At 65.9% G+C, this 26,082-nt stretch carries 29 protein-coding genes; 18 read left to right on the top strand and 11 right to left on the bottom strand.

All coding sequences use genetic code 11. From position 1 onward, the window contains the following. The first annotated feature begins 127 nt into the window (after positions 1–127). From AB4Z00_RS14005 to ribA, 7 genes are all read left to right on the top strand, one after another. Positions 128–2,275, top strand: a complete 2,148-nt coding sequence (locus AB4Z00_RS14005) for a M13 family metallopeptidase (RefSeq protein WP_442046352.1) — start codon at positions 128–130, stop codon at positions 2,273–2,275. Between the two features lie 183 nt (positions 2,276–2,458). Beyond that, positions 2,459–3,271 carry an undecaprenyl-diphosphate phosphatase gene (locus AB4Z00_RS14000; protein ID WP_442046351.1) on the top strand — a complete coding sequence of 271 codons (813 nt, stop codon included), beginning with the start codon at positions 2,459–2,461 and terminating at the stop codon, positions 3,269–3,271. Positions 3,272–3,286: 15 nt separating this feature from the next. Continuing rightward, positions 3,287–4,093, top strand: a complete 807-nt coding sequence (ppk2, locus tag AB4Z00_RS13995) for a polyphosphate kinase 2 (RefSeq protein WP_134095242.1) — start codon at positions 3,287–3,289, stop codon at positions 4,091–4,093. A 144-nt stretch (positions 4,094–4,237) separates the two neighbouring features. Further along, positions 4,238–4,405, top strand: coding sequence for a 50S ribosomal protein L33 (gene rpmG, locus AB4Z00_RS13990; protein WP_039391223.1), 168 nt, complete (start codon positions 4,238–4,240; stop codon positions 4,403–4,405). Positions 4,406–4,465: 60 nt separating this feature from the next. Next, complete coding sequence (locus tag AB4Z00_RS13985) at positions 4,466–5,137, top strand: LolA family protein (RefSeq protein ID WP_132265139.1); 672 nt, start codon at positions 4,466–4,468, stop codon at positions 5,135–5,137. Positions 5,138–5,615: 478 nt separating this feature from the next. Next, positions 5,616–6,404 carry an exodeoxyribonuclease III gene (xth, locus tag AB4Z00_RS13980; protein WP_132265141.1) on the top strand — a complete coding sequence of 263 codons (789 nt, stop codon included), beginning with the start codon at positions 5,616–5,618 and terminating at the stop codon, positions 6,402–6,404. Between the two features lie 47 nt (positions 6,405–6,451). Continuing rightward, positions 6,452–7,501, top strand: a complete 1,050-nt coding sequence (gene ribA / locus AB4Z00_RS13975) for a GTP cyclohydrolase II (RefSeq protein ID WP_442046350.1) — start codon at positions 6,452–6,454, stop codon at positions 7,499–7,501. 236 nt (positions 7,502–7,737) lie between these two features. On the opposite strand, the gene AB4Z00_RS13970 is transcribed toward ribA, so the two are convergent. The 4 genes from AB4Z00_RS13970 to AB4Z00_RS13955 form a co-directional block, all read right to left on the bottom strand. Further along, positions 7,738–8,694, bottom strand: a complete 957-nt coding sequence (locus AB4Z00_RS13970) for a right-handed parallel beta-helix repeat-containing protein (protein ID WP_314464733.1) — start codon at positions 8,692–8,694, stop codon at positions 7,738–7,740. A 76-nt stretch (positions 8,695–8,770) separates the two neighbouring features. After that, entirely contained in the window at positions 8,771–9,367 is a 597-nt protein-coding gene (locus AB4Z00_RS13965; RefSeq protein WP_442046349.1) for a hypothetical protein, read from the bottom strand. Continuing rightward, positions 9,364–9,585, bottom strand: coding sequence for a toxin-antitoxin system HicB family antitoxin (locus AB4Z00_RS13960; RefSeq protein ID WP_132265147.1), 222 nt, complete (start codon positions 9,583–9,585; stop codon positions 9,364–9,366). Before AB4Z00_RS13960 ends, AB4Z00_RS13965 begins: the two co-directional genes overlap by 4 nt. A gap of 13 nt (positions 9,586–9,598) precedes the next feature. Then, positions 9,599–10,510, bottom strand: coding sequence for an SPFH domain-containing protein (locus tag AB4Z00_RS13955; protein WP_442046348.1), 912 nt, complete (start codon positions 10,508–10,510; stop codon positions 9,599–9,601). A 277-nt stretch (positions 10,511–10,787) separates the two neighbouring features. On the opposite strand from AB4Z00_RS13955, the gene AB4Z00_RS13950 reads away from it, so the two are divergent. The 5 genes from AB4Z00_RS13950 (at position 10,788) to AB4Z00_RS13930 (ending at position 13,339) form a co-directional block, all read left to right on the top strand. Then, positions 10,788–10,973 carry a DUF465 domain-containing protein gene (locus tag AB4Z00_RS13950; RefSeq protein ID WP_132265151.1) on the top strand — a complete coding sequence of 62 codons (186 nt, stop codon included), beginning with the start codon at positions 10,788–10,790 and terminating at the stop codon, positions 10,971–10,973. A gap of 84 nt (positions 10,974–11,057) precedes the next feature. Beyond that, positions 11,058–12,035 (top strand): TerC family protein, encoded by a 978-nt coding sequence (locus tag AB4Z00_RS13945; RefSeq protein WP_134095246.1) that lies wholly within the window; start codon positions 11,058–11,060, stop codon positions 12,033–12,035. Between the two features lie 122 nt (positions 12,036–12,157). After that, positions 12,158–12,706 carry a pseudouridine synthase gene (locus AB4Z00_RS13940; RefSeq protein WP_134095247.1) on the top strand — a complete coding sequence of 183 codons (549 nt, stop codon included), beginning with the start codon at positions 12,158–12,160 and terminating at the stop codon, positions 12,704–12,706. Between the two features lie 180 nt (positions 12,707–12,886). Then, the gene (infA, locus tag AB4Z00_RS13935) at positions 12,887–13,156 is read left to right on the top strand and encodes a translation initiation factor IF-1 (protein WP_132265156.1); all 270 of its coding nucleotides are present in this window, start codon (positions 12,887–12,889) and stop codon (positions 13,154–13,156) included. Positions 13,157–13,189: 33 nt separating this feature from the next. Continuing rightward, on the top strand, positions 13,190–13,339 hold the full coding sequence (locus AB4Z00_RS13930; RefSeq protein ID WP_442046347.1) for a hypothetical protein: 150 nt from the start codon (positions 13,190–13,192) through the stop codon (positions 13,337–13,339). 310 nt (positions 13,340–13,649) lie between these two features. Here the strand turns inward: AB4Z00_RS13930 and AB4Z00_RS13925 are convergent, their stop codons facing one another. The 7 genes from AB4Z00_RS13925 to AB4Z00_RS13895 form a co-directional block, all read right to left on the bottom strand. Further along, complete coding sequence (locus AB4Z00_RS13925; RefSeq protein WP_165921374.1) at positions 13,650–13,820, bottom strand: hypothetical protein; 171 nt, start codon at positions 13,818–13,820, stop codon at positions 13,650–13,652. A 95-nt stretch (positions 13,821–13,915) separates the two neighbouring features. Then, the gene (locus AB4Z00_RS13920) at positions 13,916–14,122 is read right to left on the bottom strand and encodes a cold-shock protein (RefSeq protein ID WP_132265158.1); all 207 of its coding nucleotides are present in this window, start codon (positions 14,120–14,122) and stop codon (positions 13,916–13,918) included. A 296-nt stretch (positions 14,123–14,418) separates the two neighbouring features. Continuing rightward, positions 14,419–15,405 (bottom strand): quinolinate synthase NadA, encoded by a 987-nt coding sequence (gene nadA / locus AB4Z00_RS13915; RefSeq protein ID WP_134095248.1) that lies wholly within the window; start codon positions 15,403–15,405, stop codon positions 14,419–14,421. Positions 15,406–15,531: 126 nt separating this feature from the next. Further along, positions 15,532–16,245: a hypothetical protein gene (locus tag AB4Z00_RS13910; RefSeq protein WP_442046346.1), complete on the bottom strand. Its 714-nt coding sequence runs from the start codon at positions 16,243–16,245 to the stop codon at positions 15,532–15,534. A gap of 75 nt (positions 16,246–16,320) precedes the next feature. Continuing rightward, positions 16,321–17,208 (bottom strand): MBL fold metallo-hydrolase, encoded by an 888-nt coding sequence (locus tag AB4Z00_RS13905; protein WP_442046345.1) that lies wholly within the window; start codon positions 17,206–17,208, stop codon positions 16,321–16,323. Between the two features lie 77 nt (positions 17,209–17,285). After that, a complete protein-coding gene (locus AB4Z00_RS13900) occupies positions 17,286–17,780 on the bottom strand; it encodes a DUF1465 family protein (RefSeq protein WP_442046344.1) in 495 nt (164 codons plus the stop codon). Positions 17,781–17,974: 194 nt separating this feature from the next. Then, positions 17,975–18,172 carry a YdcH family protein gene (locus tag AB4Z00_RS13895; RefSeq protein ID WP_132265168.1) on the bottom strand — a complete coding sequence of 66 codons (198 nt, stop codon included), beginning with the start codon at positions 18,170–18,172 and terminating at the stop codon, positions 17,975–17,977. Positions 18,173–18,396: 224 nt separating this feature from the next. Here AB4Z00_RS13895 and AB4Z00_RS13890 point away from each other — a divergent pair, with 224 nt between their 5' ends. The 6 genes from AB4Z00_RS13890 (at position 18,397) to AB4Z00_RS13865 (ending at position 26,041) form a co-directional block, all read left to right on the top strand. Then, on the top strand, positions 18,397–18,552 hold the full coding sequence (locus AB4Z00_RS13890; protein WP_132265170.1) for a YdcH family protein: 156 nt from the start codon (positions 18,397–18,399) through the stop codon (positions 18,550–18,552). A gap of 235 nt (positions 18,553–18,787) precedes the next feature. Further along, positions 18,788–21,064, top strand: coding sequence for a phosphoenolpyruvate--protein phosphotransferase (gene ptsP / locus AB4Z00_RS13885; RefSeq protein ID WP_442046343.1), 2,277 nt, complete (start codon positions 18,788–18,790; stop codon positions 21,062–21,064). Positions 21,065–21,267: 203 nt separating this feature from the next. Continuing rightward, positions 21,268–22,182: a helix-turn-helix domain-containing protein gene (locus AB4Z00_RS13880; protein WP_134095252.1), complete on the top strand. Its 915-nt coding sequence runs from the start codon at positions 21,268–21,270 to the stop codon at positions 22,180–22,182. A gap of 144 nt (positions 22,183–22,326) precedes the next feature. Continuing rightward, on the top strand, positions 22,327–23,295 hold the full coding sequence (locus AB4Z00_RS13875; RefSeq protein ID WP_442046342.1) for a tetratricopeptide repeat protein: 969 nt from the start codon (positions 22,327–22,329) through the stop codon (positions 23,293–23,295). Beyond that, positions 23,276–24,274 (top strand): tRNA lysidine(34) synthetase TilS, encoded by a 999-nt coding sequence (tilS, locus tag AB4Z00_RS13870; RefSeq protein ID WP_442046341.1) that lies wholly within the window; start codon positions 23,276–23,278, stop codon positions 24,272–24,274. The genes AB4Z00_RS13875 and tilS overlap by 20 nt, the downstream gene beginning before the upstream one ends. A gap of 114 nt (positions 24,275–24,388) precedes the next feature. Beyond that, complete coding sequence (locus AB4Z00_RS13865; RefSeq protein WP_442046340.1) at positions 24,389–26,041, top strand: NAD(P)/FAD-dependent oxidoreductase; 1,653 nt, start codon at positions 24,389–24,391, stop codon at positions 26,039–26,041. The last annotated feature ends 41 nt before the right edge of the window (positions 26,042–26,082 follow it).

Here is a 26,082-nt window from a genome sequence, read left to right as displayed (position 1 = left end):
CACCCCGACGAACTGCATTTCAGGGCTGGCGTTGCCGAATATGGCAATTATGTTGCGCCATCATCGGTGGGCCGTTCCGGCCTGTCGCCAGACCGTTCGTGTCATGCAATTCAGAAAGGGTGGGACCATGACCCGCATTCTCGGCCGGGTGCTCGCTTCGACGGCGCTCGCTACCGCACTCAGCTTTTCCGCCATGCCGGCCCTGGCCGATGCACCGGCCTCCTCGGATCCGATGCAGATCGATCCGGCGAAGATGGACTGGGGCAAGTCCGGCATCCAGACCCAGTGGCAGGACCCTGCCGCCAAGGCCGGCGCGGACTTCGACAAGTTCGTGAACGGCAAGTGGGAAGCCGCCGTCGTGCTGCCGGCAGACCGCACCAACTGGGGCTCGTTCACGGCGCTGCGCGACCTTTCGGAACAGCGCGTGCACGGCATCATGGACGGCCTGATCGCCTCGAAGCCCGCCGCCGGCACCGATGCCGCCCGTGTCGAGGCAGCCTATGCCGCCTTCATGGACGTGGATGCCATCAACAAGGCCGGCCTCGCCCCCGCGCAACCTTACCTTGAGCGCATCTTCGCCGCCAAGACGCCTGACGACCTGATGAAGATCTTCGCGGCGCCCGGCTATGCCTCGCCGCTCGGCGCCTATGTGACCGCCGATGCCAAGCAGAGCGACGTCAATGCCTTCGAAGTCGGTGTCGGCAGCCTCGGCCTGCCCGACCGCGACTACTACCTGAAGAACGACGCCCGCTCGCAGGACTTGCGCGCGAAGTACCTCGATTACCTGACCTTCGCGCTCGGCAAGGCCGGTTATGCCGACGCCGGATCGRCCGCGAAATCGGTGCTCGCGCTCGAAACCCGCCTGGCGAAGGCCCAGTGGGACCGCGCTGCCAGCCGCGACCCGGACCTCACTTACAACAAGCTGACGGTCGCCGAGTTCGAAGTGCTCGCCGCGCCTGGCCTGATGCGCACTTTCGTCGAGACCATGGGCGCCGGCAAGGCAGCCTATATCATCGTCGACCAGATGCCGCCGACGGCCGAAGAGCTGAAGGCCGCCCGCATCGATCCCGCCAAGGCGCAGACGTTGTTCGGCGGCGGCGTGCCGGAAGTGGGCAAGCTGATCTCCGAAGTGCCGGTGGCCACCTGGCAGGCCTGGCTCGCCGCGCATTTCCTGCGCAGCAATGCCTCGGTCCTGCCCACCGACATCGATGACGCCACTTTCGCCTTCTACGGCAAGACCATGAGCGGCCAGCCGGAGCAGCGGGCTCGCTGGAAGCGCGGCGTTGCGGCGGTGGAAGGCATGGCCGGCGAACTGGTCGGCAAGATCTACGCCGAAAAGTACTATCCGCCCGAAGCGCAGGCGGCGATGACCGACCTCGTCTCCAACTTGCGCAAGGCCATGGCGGTGAACCTCCAGAGCCTCGCCTGGATGGGCCCGGAAACGCGCAAGGAGGCCGAAGCCAAGCTCAACGCCTTCACGCCCAAGATCGGCGCCCCGGCGAAGTTCAAGGAATACGAAGGCCTGACCTTCTCGGCCACCGATCCGCTCGGCAACGCCATCGCTGCGGGTTCGTGGGAGAACGACGACCAGATGAAGCGCATCGGCCAGCCGGTCGACAAGACCGAATGGTTCATGCTGCCCGAGACGGTCAACGCCTACTACAATCCGCCTTATAACGAGATCGTGTTCCCGGCCGCCATTCTCCAGCCGCCGTTCTTCAACGTCTCGGCCGACCCTGCGGTCAACTATGGCGGCATCGGCGCGGTGATCGGCCACGAAATGGGCCACGGCTTCGACGACCAGGGCGCCAAGTCCGACGGCACCGGCAACCTTCGCGACTGGTGGACACCGGCCGACAAGGCCAACTTCCAGAAGCTGCAGGACAAGCTGGAAGCCCAGTACAACAGCTTCTGCCCGTTCGACGACGGCAAGACCTGCGTCAACGGCAAGCTGACCATGGGCGAGAACATCGGCGATCTCGGCGGCCTCAGCCTGGCCTACCGCGCCTACAAGCTCTCGCTGAACGGCAAGGAAGCCCCGGTGATCGACGGCCTGACCGGCGACCAGCGCTTCTTCATGGCCTGGGCGCAGGTATGGCGCAGCAAGTACCGCGAGGAATCGGTACGCCAGCAGCTCATCACCGACCCGCATTCGCCCGCGCACTACCGCATCAACGGCATCGTTCGTAACTTCGACGAATGGTACAAGGCCTTCGGCGTGAAGCCCGGCGACGCTCTTTACCTCCCGCCCGCCGAGCGCGTGCGCATCTGGTAAGGAAACTGTAAGAAAACAGGGCTCGGTCGGATAGCGACCGGGCCCTGAATTCTTCTGGCGAACTTCGCCGTGCGCTGCATTTGGTCCAAAACGCGCCAAACCGTATTTTCTGAACGACTATAGGTACTAGAGAGCCGCGCAGCGGGTTGACTTGGCCGGTGCGTCCGGCATGACCTGCGGCCCATGAGCCTCACCCTTACCGCGATCCTCCTCGGCATTGTCGAGGGCCTCACCGAGTTCCTGCCCGTCTCCTCGACCGGCCATCTCATCCTCGCCACCCGCCTGTTCGGCTATGACGCCTCGCAGTGGGCGACCTTCAACATCGTCATCCAGCTCGGCGCGATCCTGGCGGTCATCGTCCAGTTCTGGCGCACGTTCTGGGCGGTGGGCATGGGCCTGCTCAAGCTCCACCCCGCCTCGATCCGTTTCGTGCGCAACGTGCTGCTGGCGTTCATTCCCTCGGCCGTGCTGGGCCTGCTGCTCAATAATTACATCGAGGGACTGCTGGGCGAACCTGCCGTGGTCGCCTGGGCGCTTATCATCGGCGGCATCGCCATCCTGGGGATCGAGAAAGTGGCCAAGCCCGGTCCGTTGACCGGCGTTTCCGAGCTTCCCGCCATCAAGTGCATCGGCGTAGGCTTTGCGCAGTGCCTGGCGATGGTTCCGGGCGTCAGCCGTTCGGGCGCGACGATCATGGGCGCGCTGTCGATGGGTATCGAGCGCCGCACGGCGGCCGAGTTCAGCTTCTTCCTTGCCGTGCCCACGATGGTCGGCGCCACGACGCTGGAACTGCTCAAGCACCACGAGGAGCTGATGGCCGGCACCGGCCCGGTGGGCTGGGGAGAGATCGGCGTCGGCTTCGTCGTCTCGTTCGTGGTGGCCCTGGTGGTCATCAAGGCCTTCATGGCTTTCGTGAGCCGCTCGGGCTTTGCACCGTTCGCCTGGTATCGTATCGTGGCGGGCGCACTCGCACTCTTCCTGCTTTCGCGGGTCTGATCAGGGATTTACGCCATGGCCGAGGACGATCACAAGAAACTCGGCCAGAAACTGGGGCGCAAGGACTACGAAAGGCAGCTTGAGCCGATGCTGGAGGAGCTGGTGGGCATGGCCCGCTGGGCCTCCGCCACCGGCGCCCGCATCGTCGTCCTGTTCGAGGGACGCGACACGGCGGGCAAGGGCGGGGCGATCAAGGCCGTCGGCGGCCAGCTCAACCCGCGCCAGTGCCGCACCGTGGCGCTCACCGCGCCCAGCGAGCGCGAGCAGGGCCAGTGGTACTTCCAGCGCTATGTCGAGCATCTGCCCACCCGCGGCGAGATCGTGCTGTTCGACCGCAGCTGGTACAACCGCGCCGGCGTGGAAAAGGTCATGGGCTTCGCCACCGGCTCCGAAGTGAAGCGCTTCCTCAAGCAGGTCCCGGTGTTCGAGCGCATGCTCGTCGACGATGGCATCCTGTTGTTCAAGTACTGGCTGTCCTGCGACCAGGAGAAGCAGGAGGAGCGACTCCACGAACGTCTCGACGATCCGCTGAAGCGCTGGAAGCTCTCGCCGATCGACGTCGCCGCGCGCGAGAAGTACGAGGAGTACACCAAGGCGCGCGAGGCGATGCTCAAGGCCACGCACAAGAAGCACGCGCCGTGGACGGTGGTGGACTTCAACGACCAGCGAATCGGCCGCCTCACCCTCGTGCGCGACCTGCTGGACCGGCTGCCGGACACCAAGGTCGAGCCGCAGACGATCAAGATGCCGAAACTGAATCACGCGCCGTACAACGAGAAATTCGGCGTTCTGAAGCCGATCGAGCCGTTCGACACGGAGTGAATCAAGCCTCTTCCGCTTGACTTTGGCCTGCCACTATCGCATGGGCCGCAACCTTGAGGGGCGGCGCTCGATTGCCGCCCTGAAATTTTTCAACGGAACGCCGGCCGGCCAGGGCGGCTGAAACGAGAGATACAGGAAACCGCCATGGCGAAGCCCGCAACCGTCAAGATCCGTCTTGTCTCGACCGCCGACACCGGCTTCTTCTACGTCACGAAGAAGAACCCGCGCAACACGACCGAGAAGATGAACTTCCGCAAGTACGATCCCGTCGTGCGCAAGCACGTCGAGTTCAAGGAAGCCAAGATCAAGTAAGGTTCTTCGGAACCTTACAATTCAGGGGCGGTTCAAGCCTGCAAACCCAATGGGAGCATTATGAACCGCACCTTCAAGATCTTTCGCTCTTGCGTAGGCGCGGCCAGCCAGGTTTTTCTTGGCGCGGCCGCGTTTTCCGTTCCTGCCCTCCTTCCGGCGACGCCCGCGCTCGCGGCCCCGTCCGCCGATGCGGCGCAGTTGAGCCAGGCCGTCGAAGCGCTGCGCGCGATCTCGACGATGAAGGCCAACTTCGTCCAGACCGACCGTAACGGCCAGAGCCTGACCGGCGAGCTGACGCTCATGCGTCCCGGCAAGATCCGCTTCCAGTACGAGAAAAGCGCCCAGATGCTGATCGTCAGCGACGGCAAGGCGCTGACCATGATCGACTACTCGGTGAAGCAGGTGCAGCGCTGGCCGATCAGCAACAGCCCGCTCGGCGCGCTGCTCGATCCCAAGCGCGATGTCGCCAAGTACGGTTCGGTCAAGCAGACCGGCAATCCCAATGTCGTCAGCATCGAGGTCCGCGATCGTTCGCATCCCGAATATGGCGTGATCACCCTGATCTTCACCCGCAAGGCGTCCGCGCCCGGCGGGCTTGAGCTGACCTATTGGGTCTCGCTCGATTCGCAGAACAAGCGCACCACGATCTCGCTGTCGAATCAGCGCTACGGCGTTCCGGTCTCCGACAACGATTTCCGCTGGAACGATCCGCGTCCCCGGACGCGCCGATAGGTCTCGTCGATAAGGGGGAACGCTTGGTCGCGAGTTGCCCGCTGGCTGCGACGGAATGCGACACTTTTCTGAATTCCGTTCACTTGGCAGCAAGCCAACAGCGCCTAGATTGAAATGGTCAGAGCGGCTCGAGGCGGGTTTCCCCCCTGTTGCCCACGCCTCCACAAGGGTCCTCTGATTTAGCGTGACGAACGCTTACATGAACCCTCGGTCCTCTGCCCCCGGACCGAGGGTTTTTGTTTGTGGGGTTGTGGATTGGCCCATGCCGGGCTGCGAACGGCACTGTTCTGCGCTTCCGGTGCTCACGGCCAGAAGGCCGCTGCGCTCCGGTTCTCGAACAGCACCATTCTCGCTCCGGCCTGAGCCAATCCACAACCCCACAATCCACAAGTCCGCAAGGGCAGATCATTCCCAAGCACTTCAGAAGATGGGGCACGCCCTCTGGCAATTGCGGGGCGCCATGCCTAAAGCCTGCGGCATGAAGATTGCCACCTGGAACATCAATTCGGTCCGCCTTCGCATCGATCAGGTCGAGCGGTTTCTGACCGAACAGTCGCCCGACGTGCTCTGCCTTCAGGAGATCAAGGTCGCCGAGCATCTCTTCCCGCACGATATGTTCGAGCGACTCGGCTATACCCACCGCGCGATCCACGGGCAGAAGGGCTACCACGGCGTGGCCACCGTCAGCCGCGTGCCGTTCACAGAGTTCAGCCGCTACGACTGGCAGGACAACGGAGAGGCGCGCCATGTGGGCGTGGAGCTTCAGGGCGCCGGGCAGGGCATGATCCTGGAGAACGTCTACATCCCCGCCGGCGGCGACATCGCCGACCGCGAGGTGAACCTGAAGTTCGGGCAGAAGCTGGACTTCCTCGAACGCATGACGCGCTGGGCGGACAAAGTGGACCGCCCCACGCTGATCGTAGGCGACTTCAACATCGCCCCGCTCGAATCGGACGTCTACAACCACAAGGCGCTGCTCAAGGTCGTCAGCCACACGCCGATCGAGGTGGAGACACTGGCGCGCTTCCGCGATGCCCATGGCTGGGTGGACCTCGGCCGTGAATTCATTCCCGCGCCCGAGCGCAACTACTCCTGGTGGTCCTACCGCAGCTACTGGCGGCAGAAGGACCAGGGCCGCCGGCTCGATCACATGTGGGCCTCGCCCGACCTGGCGAAGCAGGCCCGCGCGCACAGCTTCGTCGAGGAAACGCGCCGCTGGGAGCAGCCGAGCGACCACGTCCCGCTGATCACCGAGTTCGAACTCTGAGCGCCGACGCACCCGGGAAGGCGCTGCCTTCCGCAGGTGCCCGCCGCGTGGCGCTGGCGCTCGATGCGCTGCGCCATGGCTGGCCGGTGCGGATGGGGCCGGAAGGCGAGGGAAGCGGCGCCGTCCTGCTTCCCGCCGAGACCGGGTTCGCGCCGGGTGTTACGGCGCCGCGCATGCTGATCTCCGCTGCCCGCGCCGTCACGCTCAAACTGGCGAACCAGCGCGAAGCGGCCGTGCCCGAGGCGCCGGTGCTGATCCGCGCGGCAGAGCCCTTCGATCTCGAGACCGCCCGCGCCGTGGCAGACCCCGCGCTTGACCTTGCGCATCCCATGAAGGGGCCGTTCGCGGCCGAGCACATCGGCGACATGGACATGGCGCGAACCGCCATGGAACTGGCGCGACTCGCCGGCATCCTGCCCGCGTTCCTCGTGGCGCCCGACATCGGGGGGGAAGCGCAGACGGTTGCTCCCGCCGACCTGGCCGAGTGGAAGGACACCAGCCGCCTGGTCGTGGCCTCGCGCGCGCGCCTGCCGGTGGCAGCCTGCGAAGAGGCGGAGATCGTCGCATTCCGCGCGCTGGATGACCTGCGCGAGCATGTCGCCTTGGTGATCGGCACCCAGGACGGCGACCGGGCACCGCTGGTGCGGCTCCACTCGGAATGCCTGACCGGCGACATTCTCGGCAGCCTCAAGTGCGATTGCGGCCCGCAGCTGGACGCCGCGCTGCGCGCCATGGCCGAGGAAACGAAGCAGGGTGGTTGGGGCGTGCTGCTCTATCTGCGGCAGGAAGGCCGCGGCATCGGTCTCGTCAACAAGCTGCGGGCCTATAGCCTGCAGGACCTCGGCTACGACACGGTGGACGCCAACAACCGCCTGGGCCTGCCCACGGAGGCGCGCGATTTCCCGGTGGCGGCGCGGATGCTCGAACTGCTGGGCGTCTCGGCGATCCGGCTGATGACCAACAACCCGGCCAAAGTCGCGGCGCTGGAAGGCGTGGGCGTTGAGGTGGTGGAGCGCGTACCGCACCAGCTGCCGCCGAACCCGCACAATGCCCGCTATCTCGACACCAAGCGGGACCGGACCGGGCATATATTGTAAGCGTCCGGAGCGCGCGCTCCGTTACCTGAAACGGCCCCGTGCCCGATTCGGTCGAGGCAACGCACTCCCAGGCGCGTCATCCTGATCCTGTTTCAGCGTCCATCCCGCGGCCCCGGCCTGGTTTCCGGTCAGCCAACGGAACCTGGGCCAGCGGCCAGCACAACCCGACACGCTCGAAAATGACGGATCGAGGCGCGCGCTTGTCCGCCCGGTCGCCGGTCCAGCGCAGATGGCGTTCAGCGCTTCTCGAACCCGGCGATTCCCGTGCCGAGGGTGTTGCGGCCGATCTTCAGTGGCTCGCCGGACCAGTCCGCCACGAAAGCGCTGTTGCGGTCGATGCCGGGCGCGAAACGGGCATTGTTTCCTTCCACCGTCAGCCCCGCCGAAGGGTGGCTGCGGTGCTCTGCGGCCACGGCGATGAAGGCGGAGTAGTTCTCCTTGTCGCGTCCCTGTACGAACCAGTTGCCGGCAATGCGCCCGGTGGCGCCTTCGGGAAGGTCGATCATGTAATTGGTCGCGCGGCCGGCGGCATCGTCGAAGCTGGAATCCGTGATCTCGACGTGCGCCGCGCGGCTCTTGACGTAGTGGCCGCCGGTTCCCGCCTCGAAGCGGCTGCGGGTGATCGTGAGCGCGCCGTAATTGCCGATATAGACCGCGTGCGCGCAGCCTGAGCCTTCGCAGGTCCCGAGGCGGGTGAACGTCGACTTGTCGATACGGATCGAACCCTGGGGATCCTCGCCGCTCAGCAGGCCCTGTTCGCTGTCGCGGAACCAGGCCTGCGACACCGAGAGGTCGCCGTGTTCGAGCCGCACGCCCGCGCCGTTCTTGTCGGGCACGCGGATATTGGCGAAGACCATGCCCTCGATCCGGGCAGCGCGCCCGCGCAGCACCAGCGCCGCCTTGTCTTCGCAGGCCTTGCCGTCGAGCACGGACTGGCCGGGGACCTGGGCCTGGTACGTGATCTCGCCCTTGCTCTGCACCGCGCAGTCGGAAAAGCGCAGCGAGGCGAAGCGGATCGTGCCGCTGCCGTCGCCGATGGCATCGACCGCGTCCTGCAGGCGGGTGAAGCCGCGCCCGGTTTCCGCCACCGTATAAGGCGCATTGTCGGCAGCCTGCCCGAACGAGACGGCGGCGGGAGCGGCTGCGAGCAAGGGGATGCCAAAGGCGAGGGCGAGTCGGGCGGAACGGTTCATGCGGGAGGTCTAGCGTCTTCGCGGGGCAACGCAGGCGCCCGTTTCGCTGCGTCCCACAGCGGGACAAGCCCCGGTGCTATCGTTGCCCCGGTCCGCGCTTGCCCCGGCGGGGTGGTTTCGGCAGCGCCTTCAGGTCGATCATCTCGCTGCGAMTGAGGATCCAGAACACCATGACCGCCGACCAGAACAGCACGATCAGCGAAAAGCCGATCGCGATCGGCAGGACGCTTTCCGGAAAGCGCAGGAGCAGCCAGGCCAGGCAGAAGCTCATCGGCAGGAGGGGAAGCGTCCAGGCGGCGAGTGCGAACCATCCGGCCCGGCCGCGCGGCTGGCAGGTGAATTTCAAGCCGCTTCGATAACACAGGAACAGCGTGTCCTGGTCGGATGTCCTCGCGGCGTCCGCCAGGCTGGCCTCGGCCGTGGCTGAGACCGTCCTGCGGCGCGTATGCCGGTGCGACACGACCAGGAAGACGGCAGTGGCGGCCAGAAACAGCGCGAAGGCCAGAGGCCGGCTGCCAGCCAAACCGGAATGCATGAGCCCTTTCGTCCCAGCCAGCGCCCCGAAATAGGTGGCCAGCAGCAGCCAGCCCTGCCAGGCGATCGGCAGGCCGACTCCGATACCGAAGCGCTTGGGTGCGAACCAGGCGCCGTCGTCGAGCGATTCGTGCATCATGCCTCGTCCTCCGTTTCTTCCGTCGCCGTGGGCGGGCGTCCCCGGCGTGCGGGCTCGCTGACATCCACTTTGAGACCGCGCCGGGACAGCGCCTCGCGCAGGAGCACTTCGACCTGGGCGTTGACCGAGCGGAAATCGGCCGCGGCGCAGCGTTCCAGCGCCTCATGAAGCGCTGGATCCAGCCGCAGGGCGAATGCTTTCTTGCCGGGACTCGCCATCCGCCCGGTCGCCTTACTGGTAGAGCGTGCCGGTATTGACGACCGGCTGGGTGTCGCGCTCGCCGCAGAGCACGACCATCAGGTTCGAGACCATGGCGGCGCGGCGCTCGTCGTCGAGTTCGACCACGTTCTTTTCCGAGAGCTGCGAAAGCGCCATCTCGACCATCGAGACCGCGCCTTCCACCAGCTTGCGCCGCGCGCCGATCACGGCTTCGGCCTGCTGGCGGCGCAGCATGGCGCCGGCGATCTCGGGCGCGTAGGCCAGGTGGGTGAGGCCGCATTCGTCCACCGTGATGCCGGCCACGCGCAGGCGTTCGATCAGTTCGGCGCGCAGTTCCGCGTTCACTTCGGCATGGCTGCCGCGCAGGGTGATCTCGGCATCCTCGACATCGTCATAGGCATAGCGCGAGCCGATCGAACGCACGGCGGCCTCGATCTGCACGTTCACGAAGGCCTTGTAGTCGTCCACGTCGTAAAGCGCCTGGGCCGTGTCGGCGACGCGCCAGACCACATTGGTGGCGATCTCGATCGGATTGCCGCGCAAGTCGTTCACCTTGAGCTTTTCGGACACGACATTGTTGGCGCGCACGGAGATCTTGCGCTTGGCCATCCACGGCCAGACCCAGCGCAGCCCAGCAACCCGGTCCGTGCCGCGATAGGAGCCGAACAGGGTGATGGCCGCCGCCTGATTCGGCTGGATCATGTAGAAGCCCGCGGCGATCAGCACTTCGGCAGCGATGGCCGGGACGATGAAGGCGAAGAAACCCAGGACTCCGCCCGGTGACGGGTCGATGCCGGCCAGCGAGAACAGCGCCAGCAGGATCGCGGCCATGATCCCCAGGAAGATCAGCAGCATGAAGTAGCCGTTCATGCTGGAGCCTGTGGATTCCCGGGAGGAATTCATCGGAAGGTGCGACTCGGCCATCGGGCGTGTCCTTGTTTAAAGTGATATCACATTAATATCAAAAGCGCACAATTGGTCAAGCAGGGTTGAAAATCGCCCGGGCGGCGTCTATGTCGGGATTGCGGGCCGGGCCCCTCTGGCGCGGCGTTCCTGTCCTGGAACGCCTCGTGATGTCGGACCGCATCGGGTGAAACCGATGCAGGTTCCAGGGGCTCAATCCAGCCCGTACAGCTCAGGCAACAGGATACCTGTCAGGCTCACCCGATCGAACCCATTTCCGTTCGATAGGGATTTTACGATGACCGACATTATGTTCCGTATGCTCGAGCGACACCAGAAGCTCGACGCCCTGCTGCGCCTCGCGCAGGGCAGACGCTCTCCCGATCCTTTCGAGATCGCGAAGCTGAAGAGACTGAAACAGGAGTTCAGGGGCAGACTCGCGCGGTTGCTACTCCCCCCAGCAACCGTTGCAGGCAGTCTGTAACCCTCGCGCCGGCGCGTTTCCCCCCATTTTCGCGCCGGCGCTTCCTGTTTTGCCCAGGTTTGGGCCGCGTTTCGGGAGTGTCCCGTGGATTTTCTCTTCTATGACCTGCTGGGTACGCCGGCCTGGTTCTGGCTGGCATTCGCCGGCCTCGTTTTCGTACTGACCGCCTTCGACCTCGGCTTCCTGCACAAGGAGGACCGGGAAATGGGCATTGGCGAATCGCTGAGGCTCTCGGTGTTCTACATCGCCATCGCCATGGCTTTCGGCGGCTGGGTGTGGTGGGCCAAGGGTTCCGAGGACGGCATCGCCTACTTCACCGGCTATTTCATCGAGAAGGCGCTTTCGATCGACAACGTCTTCGTGATCTCGATGATCTTCGGTTTCTTCGCGATCGCGCCCAAGTACCAGTACCGTGCCTTGCTCTGGGGCATCATGGCGGTGATCGTGCTGCGCGGCCTGATGATCGCGGGCGGCGTGGCGCTCGTTTCCCAGGCGCACTGGGTGATGTATATCTTCGCCGCTTTCCTGGTGTTCACCGGCGTGAAGATGCTCTTCGCCAAGGAGCAGGACCCGGATATCGGCAACAACCCGGCGATCCGCTGGATCTCGCGCCACATGCGTGTGACGAAGGCGCATCACGGCGAGCACTTCTTCGTCCGCGAGCACAATGCGGCGGGCAGGCTCGTCTGGGCCGCGACCCCGCTGTTCCTGGCGCTGGTGGTGATCAACCTGGCGGACCTGGTGTTCGCGGTGGATTCGGTGCCGGCGATCTTCTCGATCACCACCGATACCTTCATCGTCTACACGTCCAACATCATGGCGATCCTGGGCCTGCGCGCGCTCTATTTCGCGCTGGCGGCGATGGTGCACCGCTTCCACTACCTGAAGTATGCTCTTGCCCTGGTGCTGGTGTTCATCGGGGCGAAGATCCTGGTTGCGGACTTCGTGCTGGGCGGGGCCAAGTTCCCGCCGCTCATCAGCCTGGGCGTGACGCTGGCGCTGATCGCGGGCGGCGTGGGCTGGTCCTTGTGGAAGACACGCGGCGAATTGCCGAGCGCCTAGTCCGGATGGTCGGATTCCCGCCGGCCGCCGTCGGCCGCTTGGTCGGCGGGCCGGTGGGGGGGGGGCGGGGCAGGGCGCCTTTTGCGAAGGACTCCGGCCCCGCTCGCTGCTAGAGCGCCGCGATGGCCCGCCTCATTCTCTTCAACAAGCCTTATGATGTCTTGTCGCAGTTCACCGATGCCCGTTCGCCCACGCCGCGCGCGACGCTGTCGGACTTCATCGACGTGCCGGGCGTCTATCCCGCCGGGCGGCTCGACCGCGACAGCGAGGGGCTGATGCTGCTGACCGACGACGGCCGGCTCCAGTCGCGAATCTCCGATCCGCGCTTCAAGATCACCAAGACGTACCTGGCGCAAGTCGAAGGCGAGCCCGATGAGGCCGCGATCGCGGCGCTGTGCAAGGGCGTGATCCTGAACGACGGTCCGACTCGACCCGCGCGGGCGCGCCGTATCGACGCGCCGCAGCTCTGGCCGCGCAATCCGCCGGTCCGGTTCCGCAAGACGGTGCCGGACTGCTGGATCGAACTGACCATCGCGGAAGGCCGCAACCGCCAGGTTCGGCGCATGACCGCCGCGATCGGCCATCCTACGCTGCGCCTCGTGCGGGACAGGGTGGGGGACTGGGCGCTCGACGGCCTGGCGCCGGGCGAGTGGCGCGAAGTCACCATTTGACGGTTGGTGTTGCAATTTCGCCGATATAGTCTATATCGGCCGAGCTACGTCGCCTGCGACGGGAACTTGCGGCTGCATTCCGGCAGCCACTCCTCCCCTTTACAGCTGCCTGGCCCTCAAGGCCGAAGCGTGCTTCGCGCGCGGCAGACTTGGGGCAACCCTTTTTTCGGACAGGATGCATTGGCCAAGGAAGAACTGCTGACCATGGAGGGTTTCATCGAAGAAATCCTTCCCGACGGACGTTTCGCTGTGGTGCTCGACAATGAGCATCGCATTATCGCTTACACCGCGGGCAAGATGCGCAAGTTTCGCATCCGCTCGGTCGTGGGCGATCGCGTGCACGTTGAAATGACGCCCTACGATCTGACCAAGGGTCGGATCGTGTTCCGCGAACGTACGCCTGGTCAGACCGGCGGCCCGCCGAAACGGCGCAGCAATTTCAAAAGATGACAGATGCGGCAGTGAGCCGCGAACAAGGAATACATGAACTACCATAAAGCGGACGCATGTGATCGCGTCCAATCCGTACCCCACCGCTTCTCGCTTCCTACCGTCGGTTTCCGGCGTGACGTGGAACCGGGAGCGCTCTCCAGGCAGGACCTGCGGCGCCTCGTCGCCGCCATGGTGGACTGACACCGCCCGACCTGGAGCACAGGAAAAAACCCCCGCAGGCCGAAGCCTTCGGGGGTTTTTCATGTCTGGGGGGGCATGTCTGGGACAGGCGTGCGGGCAGGGAGAGAATCGGCTTCGCGGTTGCAGGCCGAGGCAAGGCTGTTGGTTTCGTTCGAGCGGGTGTCCGCGCGAATCCTCCAGAGAGGCGGACGCGCAAGGGCGCGAACCGATATTGCCTGCCGCTTTCGAAGTGCGTTCACTCCGAAGCGTCTTCAAACGACAGAGCTGGCATCTGCCGAACCTCGCGCGACGGCGCTGTCAGGTCGGCCGGTCAGAAGGCGGGTTTGCGCCCTTCCTCGATGCGTCGGATCTGGTCGGACATGGCGCGCCAGGCGGCTTCGGAGCGAAGCTCGCGATCGCGCACATTGGCGAGTTTCGCGATGGAGGCGGCCTCGGCCGCTTCCTGGGCGCGCGATTCGCAGAAGTCACGGGTAAATGCCATCTGCTTGCTCGCTATGTATCGGCGCCTTGGGGCAAGGCACCGGGAAGAAGCGCGCGGCGGCGGACCGAAGCCCGGCCGCCGCGCACCTCTGAAAATCAGGCCGACTTCAGGTTGACAGCCGATGCCTTGCCATTGCGGCCGACTTCGACGTCATACGAGAGGCGCTGTTCCTTCTCGAGGGTGTGCATGCCGGCGTTCTGAACGGCCGAAATGTGGACGAAGCTGTCCTGGCCGCCGTCTTCCGGAGCGATGAAACCGTAGCCCTTGTCGGTATTGAAGAATTTCACGGTGCCGATCGGCATATTAGGTTCCTTTCAAGAAACGAATTTTGGATCCTGCGAAATTGCGGGATCCGGTCGTGCGTCAGTTCGTCAATTGAAAGGAAATCGTCCCAACCCGATCTTGCGCGGAAAAATTTCCGAACCCGAACGAAGATTGGCGACACCCGTCGCAAATTCGACATCAGCCACGCCGATATAACACGCTCCGTTGCGAATACCTAACGGCAACGGGATCGAGGCGCGAAACGGCGGCATTGCGCCATTGCCGGGGCTATGGCGGCAGTGTGCAATCGTGAACAGTCGGGGGTCGGGCCCGCTCAGCGCGTGCCCAGATCGCCCTTGCCCACGGTTCCGCTCGCCATGTCCAGCATGCGGTCGAGGCTCTTCTTGGCATCGAGGCGCAGCTGCTCCTCGATCTCGATCCGCGGCTCCAGGTCGCGCAGGGCGACGTAGAGCTTCTCCATGGTGTTGAGCGCCATGTAGGGGCAGATGTTGCAGTTGCAGTTCCCGTCCGCCCCCGGCGCGCCGATGAAGGTCTTGTTCGGGATCGCCAGCTGCATCTGGTGGATGATGTGCGGCTCGGTGGCGACGATCAGCGTGTCGGCATCCGTGGTCTTGGCATATTGCAGGATGCCGCTGGTCGAACCGACATAGTCCGCGTGATCGACGATGTGCGGCGGGCATTCCGGGTGCGCGGCGATCGGCGCGGCGGGATGCTGGGCCTTGAGCTTGAGCAGCTCGGTTTCCGAGAACGCCTCGTGCACGATGCAGACGCCGGGCCAGAGCAGCATCTCGCGGCCGAACTTGCGGCTGAGATAGCCGCCCAGGTGGCGGTCCGGGCCGAAGATGATCTTCTGGTCGGCAGGGATTTGCTGGAGGATCGTCTCGGCGCTGGAACTGGTGACGATGATGTCGGACAGTGCCTTCACCTCGGTCGAGCAGTTGATGTACGTGAGCGCGATGTGATCGGGATGCGCCTCGCGGAAAGCCTTGAACTTTTCGGGGGGGCAGGAATCTTCCAGGCTGCAGCCGGCTTCGACGTCGGGCAGGACCACGATCTTGTTGGGCGAGAGGATCTTGGCGGTTTCCGCCATGAACTTTACACCGCAGAAGGCGATCACTTCGGCGTCGGTCTCGGCGGCCTTGCGGCTGAGTTCCAGGCTGTCGCCCACGAAGTCGGCAATGTCCTGGAGTTCCGGGCGCTGGTAATAATGCGCGAGGATGACCGCATTGCGTTCCTTGCGCAGCCGCTCGATTTCGGCGCGCACGTCGATACCGGAAAGGTCGGCGGGCATTACGGTCATGGTGTCCCTCTGTCTGGTCGCTCCGGCGTTTTACCGGCCCTCCCCGTCTGGGGTTGGCCGGCTGCCGGGATTTGGGGCCTATCTAGGGACGCTTGCGGCAATGCCCAAGGAAAATATGCGCCGGGTTCAGGCGGCCGAGGCCCTTGTCGCCAGATCGATCCACCAGGGCGTGATCGCCAGCAATTCGGTCAGGACATGGGTGAGCAGCAGGGCGATCGTCGCGGCGATGGTGGCGGGGTGGGCATGGCCGATGGTGCGCCGGTCATGGCGCAGGATCAGCGCGACGAAGCCCAGCTGAACCACCAGCGACACCCATTCGCCCCAGGGCATGATCAGCGGCATCGGCAGCACCCGGCCCAGCGCCGGGTCGGTCAGCAGGATCGTCGAGCCCAGCATCAGCCGGCGGTGCCAGTCCGGTTGGCGGCGGTGGGACACCGCCAGCGTCACCAGCAGCGCGAAGAACGCCGCGCCGATGTGCACGGTGGCCAGGAAGTAGGCGGGCGTGAAGAACGGCGGCTGGGCGTGGGCGCGCAGGGCGGTGATGCTTAGCGCGCTCATCGAGACGACCATGAGCGGCACCATGACCGCGCTCGCCCAGCCGAGCCGGCGGTGGATCGCCAGTCCGCCCCGTCCGGCCAGCAAGGATTGAGTCACCAGCAGTCCCAGCCATGTCAGCATGATCAGGCCGTGCAGGTGCATGACGAGCGGCGCGCCGCGATAGTCGACGAAGCCCCGCATTGCGAATTGTCCGAAAGCGAAGACGATGAACAGCGAAAGGCCGATCGCCATCTTCTGCCAGAACGATAGCGCGCCAAGGCGGGCCAAAGGCAATGTTGCCATGAAAAATCCCCTCACCCCATGAGTGGGGCGGGGTATACTCTTCATCGCCAAGTAGAGATACAGTAATTCGGTAAATTACTGTTCCGTAAGGGCCAGTGACCAACCGTCATCATGCCGCGTTACCAGGCTTCTTCTTTCCAGATCAAGAAGATGAGCCAGTACCGATCGGCCCGCGGCAGGCCAGAGCCGCTTGTCCACGCCTTTGTACATTTGCGGCACCATAGCGGCCACGGTGCCATGATCTGCCTCGATCTGCTTCAGGATCTGGCGTTCGCGCTGGCGGCGGTGGCCGATCATGCCGCGGACCAGCTGGCGCGGTTTCTCGACCGCGGGGCCGTGAGCCGGGAAATAGACGCTGTCCTGTTCGCGCTCGTAGAGTTTCTGCAGGCTGGCGAGATAGTCCGTCATGTCGCCGTCCGGCGGGGAGACGACGCTGGTGGACCAGCCCATGACGTGGTCGCCGGTGAACATCGCCCCGGTTTCGGGCAAGGCGAAGCAGACGTGGTTGGAGGTGTGGCCGGGCGTGGCGACGGCTTCGAGCGTCCAGCCGTCTCCGCCGATCGTCTCGCCGTCGTGCAGCACGCGGTCGGGGCGGTAGTCGGGATCGAAGGCGGCATCCGCGCGGGGGCCGTCGTCCTCCAGCGTCAGTGCCGCGCAGCCGACCACCGGCGCGCCGGTCAGGGCCTGCAGAGGCGCCGCGGCGGGCGAATGGTCGCGGTGGGTATGAGTGCAGCAGATCGCGGCGATTCGCGCTTCGCCGACCGCGCTCAGGATCGCGGCGATATGCTCGTCCTCGGCCGGGCCGGGATCGATCACCGCCACGTCCGCGCCGTCTCCGACGATGTAGGTCTGCGTGCCGGTATACGTGAACGGCGAGGGGTTGCGGGCCAGCACCCGGCGGACGAGCGGCGCGATCCGCTCGGCTTCGGCATAAGGCTTGTCGATGTCTTTCAGCGCGTCCATTCGGCCGATATGGGCATTCGCGAGGGGCCTGTCGAGCGCGGCCTTCCAGGCAGGCGCGTGCGCGGAGCCTCTGTGCTTCAGCTCGCCAGTCGCCGCTCGATCCGTTCGCGCAGGCGTTCGATCGCGCTTGGCTGCACGTCGTCGCGCAGGCGCCAGCGGCCGTCGATCCGGAGCAGGCGGTCGTAGAAGCGCTGCGTCGTTTCCACCAGGTCGACGATCTCCGGTTGCAGGCGGGCGAGCTGCGCGACGTCAGAATGGCGCAGGAGCGGCGAAAGACGGCCATTGCGGCGAAGCTGGAACTGGCTGATCTCGCCCATGATGAAGGCGCGCTGGTTCAGCAGCCAGGCGATCGCATGCATCATGCGCGTGGTCGTGCGCAGGCCCTCGCTCGACAGGGCGATACGCTCCGGCTCGTCACCCGTTTCCAGCGTCTCGCTCAAACCTGCTTCCGCCGCGGCTTCCCGCGGCGGGCAGGGCAGGGCGAACGCCTCGCGCACCTCGTCCGCGAGCAGAAGCGCCTCGCAATAGAGCGCCTCGACGATGCGCGGGTTTATGGTCGCGGAGTTGGGCATGCGCTGCCCATATTTCTTACCGGCGAGTCCGCGGCAACTGCCCTTAAGGCATTTTCCGAAACGAATCCGGTGCTTGTCCCCTATCGGTACGTTTTACGCGGACGTGCGGTCAGGCAAAAGCGGGGGTGCCGCAAGCTCGCCGCGGATGTGACGAGCGCACCCGGCACCCGTGAAGCACCATCCTGCGCAAGAAATCAGGCGATGATATCGGGGATCAGGAAGTCCTGGATCACCGCGATCTGATCCTTGAGTTTCAATTTGCGCTTTTTCAGGCGCGCGATCTGCAGCTGGTCGCCGGCGCCGGGCACGGTGAGCGCATCGATAGCCGCATCGAGATCGCGGTGCTCGATCTTGAGGATTTCGAGGCGCTTGCGCATTTCCTCTTCGGTCACGCCAGGATTTCCTACTCTCGAATGACAGTCTGCGGATGCGAAATTCACATGCCCCGCTCGACGCAGCAGGCACGCGATTCACCGATATGAACCATTCGCGGTCTTCGCAAGATGGGCAGGATGTGGTTCCATCCGTTTTGCGCCGGATTGCCCATGCCGAGTCGCCAAGAGAGGTCGCAGGCAAAGGGGCCGGCCCACCCCCCGAACAAAGAGGAGAACCGTCCATGGATAGTTCGCACGTCAGCGCTTTGCAGCTCAAGCATGCCGGAATTGAAAGGCAGATTCATGACGAATTGTGCCGTCCGATACCTGACGCAGCCATGATCCAGGCCCTCAAGAAGCGGAAGCTCAGGATCAAGGAAGAAATCTCTCGTCACTGACCTGTCGCTTACTGGGTCAGTACCAGAGCAGCCATCCCCCGTGGCGATCCCTCGGTCTCCCTTGCATCGAGGCCGATTTCCCGGGCGGTGAAGCCGCTCCCTCAGGCGCCCTCGGTGCGGTAACGTGCCGGGGGCCGCCTTGGAGGTATCCGCATTTCGCGCGGACGTTTTTCCCGACACATCTTTTCACAACGGCCGCGTTTCCAAAGCGCTCGCTTTGGGTTACTCGGGTTTCATGACCAGCGGAGCCGTAGAAGCAGCACGAACCATCCTCACCCGCCTCCACGAGGTCATGGCGTCGCGAAATCACGCCCAGGCCAAGCTGAATACGGTGGTCGAAGTGATTGGCGAATGCCTCGATAGCGAGGTCTGCTCGATCTATCTCCTGCGCGAAGGCATGCTGGAGCTGTTCGCGACGCGCGGCCTGGCGCAGGAAGCCGTCCACGTTACCCGCATGGCGGTGGGCGAGGGCCTTGTCGGCAGCATCGCCGACCGGATCGAGACGCTGAACCTGGCCGAAGCGGCCGCCCATCCGGACTTCTCCTATCGCCCGGAAACCGGCGAAGACCGCTTTCACTCCTTTGCGGGCGTGCCGATCGTGCGCCGGGAGCGGGCCGCCGGCGTGCTCTGCGTGCAGCATGTCGAGCCGCGCCGCTATGAGGAAGTGGAGATCGAGGCGCTGCAGACGGTGGCCATGGTCCTGTCCGAACTCATCACCAATGCCGACCTGATCGACGAAGTGGACGTCCATGCCCTGGGCGCCGCGCAGACCGGGCCGGAGCAGCTTCGCGGTCTGACGCTGGTGAAGGGCCTGGCCTCGGGCCAGGCGGTCTATCACCAGCCGCGCGTCAATATCGAGCATATCGTCGCGGAAGACACCGAGGCCGAGCGCCAGCGCGTGATCCATGCCTTCGACAAGATGCGCGAGCAGATCGACCGCATGGCCAGCCAGGCCGAATTCGGCATGGGCGGAGAGCACGRGGAAGTGCTCGAGACCTACCGCATGTTCGCTTACGACGAAGGCTGGACCCGCCGCATCAACGAGGCGATCGATTCCGGCCTCACCGCCGAAGCCGCCATCGAACGCGTGCAACAGCGCACCCGCATGCGCATGCGCCAGATCGACGATCCCCTGCTGGCGGATCGCATGCACGACCTGGAGGATCTGGCCAACCGCCTGCTCAGGATCGTCTCCGGCCAGATGGGCACGGCGGCCTCGCTGGGGCTGCGCAACGATGCGATCCTGATCGCCCGCAACCTCGGCCCGGCGGAATTGCTGGAATACGACAAGCGCCGCCTCAAGGGCGTGATCCTGGAGGAAGGCTCGCTTACCAGCCATGTCGTCATCGTGGCGCGGGCGATGGGCATTCCGGTGCTCGGGCGCGTGCGCGGTCTGCGCGGCGTGGTGCGCGAAGGCGACCAGCTCCTGCTCGATGCCGACCAGGCCACGGCGATGGTGCGCCCGCCGGCCGGCGTGATCGAGGCTTTCGAAGCGCGTTTCGCCAAGAGCCGCCAGCGCCAGGCCGCCTATGCCGCCCTGCGTGAAGTGCAGCCGACCACGCTGGACGGCACCCGCATCCAGGTCATGATCAATGCCGGCCTGCGCGACGACATCGCCAACCTCAGCATGACCGGGGCGGACGGCATCGGCCTGTTCCGCACCGAATTCCAGTTCCTGGTCTCCGCCACGCTCCCTTCGCGCGAACGCCAGACCCGCCTCTACCGCGACATCATGGAAGCCGCGGGCGACAAGCCGGTGAAGTTCCGCACGGTCGACATCGGCGGCGACAAGACCTTGCCCTACTTGCGTCACGACGACGGCGAGGGTGAGGAAAATCCGGCGATGGGCTGGCGCGCCCTGCGCGTCGCTCTCGAGCGCGAGGGCCTGCTCAAGGTGCAGGCGCGCGCGCTGCTGGAAGCGGCGGGCGGGCGCACGCTCCACGTCATGTTCCCGCTGGTGGCCGAGCCCTGGGAGTTCGACCAGGCCAAGGCGGTCTTCGAAAAGCAGTTCGCATTCCTGCGCAGCCAGAAGAAGCTTCTTCCAGAAGCGATCCACTACGGGATCATGCTGGAAGTCCCGGCCCTGGCCGAACAGCTCGACCTGCTGGCGCCGAAGATCTCGTTCCTGTCGATCGGCACTAACGACCTGACCCAGTTCCTCTTCGCGGCGGACCGGGCCAATCCCAAGCTGGCCGAGCGCTACGACTGGGTGAGCCCGGCGATCCTGCGCTTCCTGCGCCGGGTCATCCGCAGCGTCGATGGCCACAATGTCGAGATCGCCGTCTGCGGCGAGATGGGCGGGCGCCGGCTGGAGGCGCTGGCGCTGCTCGGCCTGGGTATTCGCCGCCTGTCGATCACGCCCGCCTCGGTGGGGCCGACCAAGGACCTGGTCGGCCAGGTCGATTTGCGCGAAATCGGCGCCGCCATGGACCAGTGGCTGGCCCATCCGCCTGCGGACATGCGCGCCGCGCTGACCGCCTGGGCGGCCGAACGCGACATTGCAGTGGATTGATCCCCGTGTTTTCGGGGATCGGGCGTTTCAGCCCCGGCGCCCCGATTGACATAAAGCAGACTTGCGCGGATGTTACTCGCCGTGCACGGGGTCGCATCCGCCGCAAAGTATTCGAGTTATCTGCCTTGTCGTGATTGACTTTGGATTCTCGCGCGGTTTGGTGGATTCCCGTCAGGTTCAGTTACCATCCCTTCGGGAGCGGAATGGAAAACGTTGAAAATCAGGGGCCGTCCGAAGGTTTGGCCAATGCTGCGGCCGGAAGTTCTTCGTCCACGGTCGGTGCGACCTTGCGCCGGGCGCGTGAAGCTGCGGGGCTGAGCCTCGCGCAGATCGCCGTCCAGACGAGAATTGCCGAGCGCCATCTCTCCGCCATCGAGGAAGACCGGCTGGGTGACCTTGCCGCGCGCACCTATGCGGTGGGCTTCTCGCGGACTTATGCCCGGGCGTTGGGGCTGGACGAAAAGGCGATCGCCGAACAAGTGCGCCGCCAGCTCGATGCCGAGGGTGCGCGCGAACCGGTGGTGGTCCCGCATTTCGAGCCCGGCGATCCCGCCCGCGTTCCGTCGCTGCGCCTTGCCTGGGTTGCCGCGGCCGGCGCGATCGTGGTGATCGCGGTGCTGCTGGTGTTCTGGAGCAACTACCTCTCGCCGGAGGGCAAGCTGCCCGATCTCACGTCCGATACGCCCAGCGCCGCGCCCAGTGCCGCGGCGCCGCAGGCCCCGGCGCCCGCGCCGCAGCCGACGAACGGCCCGGTCGTGCTGACGGCCACGGTCGACGGCGTCTGGCTGCGCGTCACGGATACCACCGGCAAGCTGGTGGAAAAGACCCTGAAGCAGAACGAGAGCTGGACCGTGCCCCAGGGCGCGCAGGCGCCGCAGCTTCGGCTCGGCAGGCCGGACGGTCTGGCGATCACGGTCGGCGGCAAGGCCATCGCGCCGCTCGCCACCAAGCCGATGGTCATGTCCGGCGTTTCCCTGGTACCGGCGGACCTGCTGGCGCGGGGCCAATCGGGGGCAGGCGCGTCTGCGCCGTCGGGAGCACCTGCTCCGGCAGCGCCCGCGACGGTCCCCACGGCCGGGGCTTCGGCTCCGGCGCCGCTTTCCACCACTTCCAACTGAGCCTGCCTCGACAAGGAGGCAGCGTTTGCGGCAATTCCGCCCGCAAGGCATTTCTGGTTAACACGCGGTTCCGTTTCTCCTGTCCATGGCGTCCCGGAACCCGAGAGGGCGCACGGCGCGCCCTGGCACGGAGTAGACTTGGCGATGAACCGTTTTTCCATGGAAGTGCGCCGGATGCGGCTGGCCGCAACGGCTGTCGTGGCCCTGGCTCTGGTCGGCGCGAGCATGCCGGCCCAGGCGCAGGACAATACCGGTGCCCGCCTGAACAAGGTGGAATCCGAAGTACGCGCGCTGCAGCGCAAGGTTTTCCCGGGCGGTGACGGCAAGTTCTTCGAGCCCGAAATCAAGCCGGCCACGCCCACGCCCACGCCGGCCCCCGGCCAGCCCGCCTCGACGCCGATCAGCGACATGCTGCTGCGCATCGATGCCGTGGAAGGCCAGCTTCGCCAGCTGACCTCGCAAGTCGAGCAGAACACCAACCGCATCAACCAGCTTGAGGCCCGCCTGGCGGCGAACGCTCCGGCGGCGCCGATGCCCGGTGCCATGGCGCCGGAGCAGGGCCAGCAGCCCGGATCGTTCTCGCCGTCTCCCGGCAAGGCACCGACGCCCGGCGCGACCCCGGCGCCCACGGCAACGCCCGTCGCCGCCACGCCCGCGCGCCCGGCCGGACCGTCGAATTCGCGGATCGAGGCCGTTCGCGCCATCGTCAAGCCGCAGACCGCCGATGCCGCGGATGACGAATACAGCTATGGCTACCGCCTGTGGGAAGCGAAGTTCTACCCCGAGGCGCAGCAGCAGCTGAAGCTCTACCTAGAGAAGTATCCCAAGCACGCCCGTTCGAGCTGGGGCCGCAACTTGCTTGGCCGCGCTTATCTGGACGATGGCAATCCGCTGGAGGCGGCCAAGTGGTTCGTCCAGAACTACCAGACCGACAAGCGCGGCGATCGCGCGCCGGACAGCCTGCTGTACCTTGCGGTGTCGATGAAGCAGCTCAAGGACAACAAGCGGGCCTGCATCGCGCTGGCCGAATTCAGCGAAACTTATGCCAGCGAGGCCGCCGGCCGCCTCAAGGGCACTTACGATTCCACGCGCAGTGGACTGGGCTGCGCCTGATCCCGAGCTGACGCCCGCGCCCGAAGCCGTCGAACGGTTCCGGGCAGGGCTGTCGGCGCTCTGGGCCGAAGGCGTCGACGCGCCGGAGGCTAGGCTCGCCGTGGCGGTGTCGGGCGGGCCTGACAGCACGGCGCTGCTCCTGCTGGCGCAGGCGGCCCTGCCGGGGCGGGTGGAAGCGGCCACCGTCGACCATGGCCTTCGCCCCGAAAGCGGGCAGGAGGCGGACGATGTCGCCGCGCTCTGCCTCCGCCTGGGTGTCCCGCATGAAACGCTGAAGGTGTCGCTGGCGCCCGGCAATGTCCAGGCCGAGGCCCGCGCGGCGCGCTATGCGGCGCTGGCGGAGTGGATCGAGCGGCGCGGCCTTGCGGCCCTTTCCACCGCCCACCATGCCGACGACCAGGCCGAAACCCTGCTCATGCGCCTCAACCGCGCCAGTGGCGTCGCCGGGCTGGCCGGCGCGCGCAGCCGCGGCCATGTGCCGCTGACGGCGATACCACTGCTGCGCCCGGTGCTGGACTGGCGGCGCAGCGCGCTTGCCGAAGTCGTCGCGGGGATCGGCACGGTGCAGGACCCGAGCAATGCCAACGACCGTTTCGACCGCGTGCGGATCCGCAAGGCGCTGGCCGGGGCGGACTGGCTGGACGTGGCTGCGATCGCGCGCAGCGCCGAACATCTCGCCGAAGCCGATGCCGCGCTGGACTGGATGGCAGCGCTCGAATGGCGCTCCTGCGTGAGCAAGGAGCCGATGGGCCTGCGCTATCGTCCCCAGGCCCCGCGCGCCGTCGCGCTGCGGGTGCTGGCGCGCTGCATCACCGAACTGGGCGGCGAGGAACCGCGCGGCAGCGCCGTGGCGCGCCTGCTGGAAAGCCTGCGCGAGGGACGTCCCGCCTCGATCGGCGATCTCGTGGTTCGCCCCAATGCCGGGGGCTGGAGTTTCGCCCGCGCGCCGGTTCGCGCGGCTCGCAAGACCAGGCCCTAGCGTCCCGGCCCTTGCGCCGCCCCAGGGCCGCGAGGGCATGTCCGGGCGGCGCTCTCGGTCCGCCGCTCCGCAAACCCGTGGCGTCGCGGCGCGAACGGGTATAAGGGCGCGCGGATGCTACGCTTGTCCGACCTTGCCCTGCCGCTCGACCATGCTCCCGAGGATCTCGATGCCGCCGTCTGCGCGCGGCTGGGTCTGGAGCCCGGCGAACTCGAGCGCGTCACCGTGGTGCGCCGCGGCAATGACGCGCGGCGCAAGAACGCGATCAAGCTGGTCTATACCCTCGACGTGGCGGTCAGGGACGAGGCGAAAGTCCTGGCCGCACACCACGGCGACCAGCACGTCCGCCTGACGCCGGACACCTCCTACAAGTTCGTCACGCATGCGCCGGCAGGCTTCGACGGCCCGCGCCCGGTGGTGATCGGGGCAGGGCCCTGCGGCCTGCTCGCGGCGCTGGTCCTGGCGCAGATGGGCTTCCGGCCGATCATCGTCGAACGCGGCAAGGCCGTGCGCGAGCGGACCAAGGACACGTTCGGCCTCTGGCGCCGCTCGGTGCTGGATACCGAGAGCAACGTGCAGTTCGGCGAGGGCGGCGCGGGCACGTTCTCGGACGGCAAGCTCTACAGCCGCATCAAGGACAGCCGCCACCTCGGCCGCAAGGTCCTGACCGAATTCGTGAAGGCCGGCGCGCCGGACGACATCCTCACCGAGGCCCATCCGCATATCGGCACATTCCGTCTGGTGACGATGGTGATGTCCATGCGCGAGACCATCGAGCAGCTCGGCGGCGAATATCGCTTCGGCACCCGTGTCGACGACTTCGAAGTCGAGGAGGGTGCGGACGGGGAACGCCGCATCACCGGCCTGCATCTCTCCACCGGGGAACTGCTGCCCGCAAGTCACGTCATCATGGCGGTGGGCCATTCGGCGCGCGACACTTTCGAAGTGCTGCACAAGTGCGGGGTCTATATCGAGGCCAAGCCCTTCGCGATCGGCGTTCGCATCGAGCACCCGCAAAGCTGGATCGACACCGGGCGCTACGGCGACAATGCGGGCAACAAGATCCTGGGGGCGGCGGCCTATTCGATCGCGCACAAGGCCTCGAACGGCCGCACGGTCTACAGCTTCTGCATGTGCCCGGGCGGGCGCGTGGTGGCGGCGGCCAGCGAGCCGGGCCGCGTCGTCACCAATGGCATGAGCCAGTATTCGCGCGCGGAATTCAATGCCAATTCCGGCCTCGTCGTCGATATCGATCCCGATAAAGACTATCCCGGAGACCCGCTGGCCGGCATCGCCTTCCAGCGCAAGTTCGAGGAGCTGGCCTACAAGGCGGGCGGCGAGAACTACAAGGCGCCGGGCCAGAAGCTGGGAGATTTCCTTGCGGACCGGCCTTCCACCGAATTCGGCGAAGTGATCCCAAGCTATCAGCCGGGCGTTCACCTCACCGAGTTGAAGACCTGCCTGCCGGACTTCGTCGTCGACGCCATCCGCGAGGCGCTGCCGGTCTTCGGACGGCAGGTGCCGGGTTACGACCATCCCGACGTGGTGATGACGGGCGTGGAGACGCGCACGTCCTCGCCGGTGCGAATCACCCGCGGCCGGGACCTGCAGAGCCTCAACACGCGCGGGCTCTATCCCGCGGGCGAGGGCGCGGGCTATGCCGGCGGCATCCTCTCGGCAGCGGTGGACGGCATCCGCGTGGCGGAGGCGCTCGCGCTGGAGCTGGCTCCGGTTGCGGCAGGGGATGGGGGCAAGACCGGCCAGTGATCCTTTCGCACCCGGCGCAGGAGCGGGCTTTCTCCAAGGCT

This window comes from Novosphingobium sp. YAF33 (assembly GCF_052113265.1).
Taxonomy (GTDB): Bacteria; Pseudomonadota; Alphaproteobacteria; order Sphingomonadales; family Sphingomonadaceae; genus Novosphingobium.
Note: the sequence above shows the minus strand (reverse complement) of the source record. Positions and strands in the feature narration are given on the sequence as shown.

Coding starts and splice junctions, on each gene's coding strand:
- AB4Z00_RS14000 (WP_442046351.1), top strand. CDS start 2,459: ATGAGCCTCACCCTTACCGCGATCCTCCTCGGCATTGTCGAGGGCCTC.
- ppk2 (WP_134095242.1), top strand. CDS start 3,287: ATGGCCGAGGACGATCACAAGAAACTCGGCCAGAAACTGGGGCGCAAG.
- rpmG (WP_039391223.1), top strand. CDS start 4,238: ATGGCGAAGCCCGCAACCGTCAAGATCCGTCTTGTCTCGACCGCCGAC.
- AB4Z00_RS13985 (WP_132265139.1), top strand. CDS start 4,466: ATGAACCGCACCTTCAAGATCTTTCGCTCTTGCGTAGGCGCGGCCAGC.
- xth (WP_132265141.1), top strand. CDS start 5,616: ATGAAGATTGCCACCTGGAACATCAATTCGGTCCGCCTTCGCATCGAT.
- AB4Z00_RS13970 (WP_314464733.1), bottom strand. CDS start 8,694: ATGAACCGTTCCGCCCGACTCGCCCTCGCCTTTGGCATCCCCTTGCTC.
- AB4Z00_RS13960 (WP_132265147.1), bottom strand. CDS start 9,585: ATGGCGAGTCCCGGCAAGAAAGCATTCGCCCTGCGGCTGGATCCAGCG.
- AB4Z00_RS13955 (WP_442046348.1), bottom strand. CDS start 10,510: ATGGCCGAGTCGCACCTTCCGATGAATTCCTCCCGGGAATCCACAGGC.
- AB4Z00_RS13950 (WP_132265151.1), top strand. CDS start 10,788: ATGACCGACATTATGTTCCGTATGCTCGAGCGACACCAGAAGCTCGAC.
- AB4Z00_RS13940 (WP_134095247.1), top strand. CDS start 12,158: ATGGCCCGCCTCATTCTCTTCAACAAGCCTTATGATGTCTTGTCGCAG.
- AB4Z00_RS13930 (WP_442046347.1), top strand. CDS start 13,190: ATGAACTACCATAAAGCGGACGCATGTGATCGCGTCCAATCCGTACCC.
- AB4Z00_RS13925 (WP_165921374.1), bottom strand. CDS start 13,820: ATGGCATTTACCCGTGACTTCTGCGAATCGCGCGCCCAGGAAGCGGCC.
- AB4Z00_RS13920 (WP_132265158.1), bottom strand. CDS start 14,122: ATGCCGATCGGCACCGTGAAATTCTTCAATACCGACAAGGGCTACGGT.
- nadA (WP_134095248.1), bottom strand. CDS start 15,405: ATGACCGTAATGCCCGCCGACCTTTCCGGTATCGACGTGCGCGCCGAA.
- AB4Z00_RS13910 (WP_442046346.1), bottom strand. CDS start 16,245: ATGGCAACATTGCCTTTGGCCCGCCTTGGCGCGCTATCGTTCTGGCAG.
- AB4Z00_RS13905 (WP_442046345.1), bottom strand. CDS start 17,208: ATGGACGCGCTGAAAGACATCGACAAGCCTTATGCCGAAGCCGAGCGG.
- AB4Z00_RS13900 (WP_442046344.1), bottom strand. CDS start 17,780: ATGCCCAACTCCGCGACCATAAACCCGCGCATCGTCGAGGCGCTCTAT.
- AB4Z00_RS13890 (WP_132265170.1), top strand. CDS start 18,397: ATGGATAGTTCGCACGTCAGCGCTTTGCAGCTCAAGCATGCCGGAATT.
- AB4Z00_RS13880 (WP_134095252.1), top strand. CDS start 21,268: ATGGAAAACGTTGAAAATCAGGGGCCGTCCGAAGGTTTGGCCAATGCT.
- AB4Z00_RS13875 (WP_442046342.1), top strand. CDS start 22,327: ATGAACCGTTTTTCCATGGAAGTGCGCCGGATGCGGCTGGCCGCAACG.
- AB4Z00_RS13865 (WP_442046340.1), top strand. CDS start 24,389: ATGCTACGCTTGTCCGACCTTGCCCTGCCGCTCGACCATGCTCCCGAG.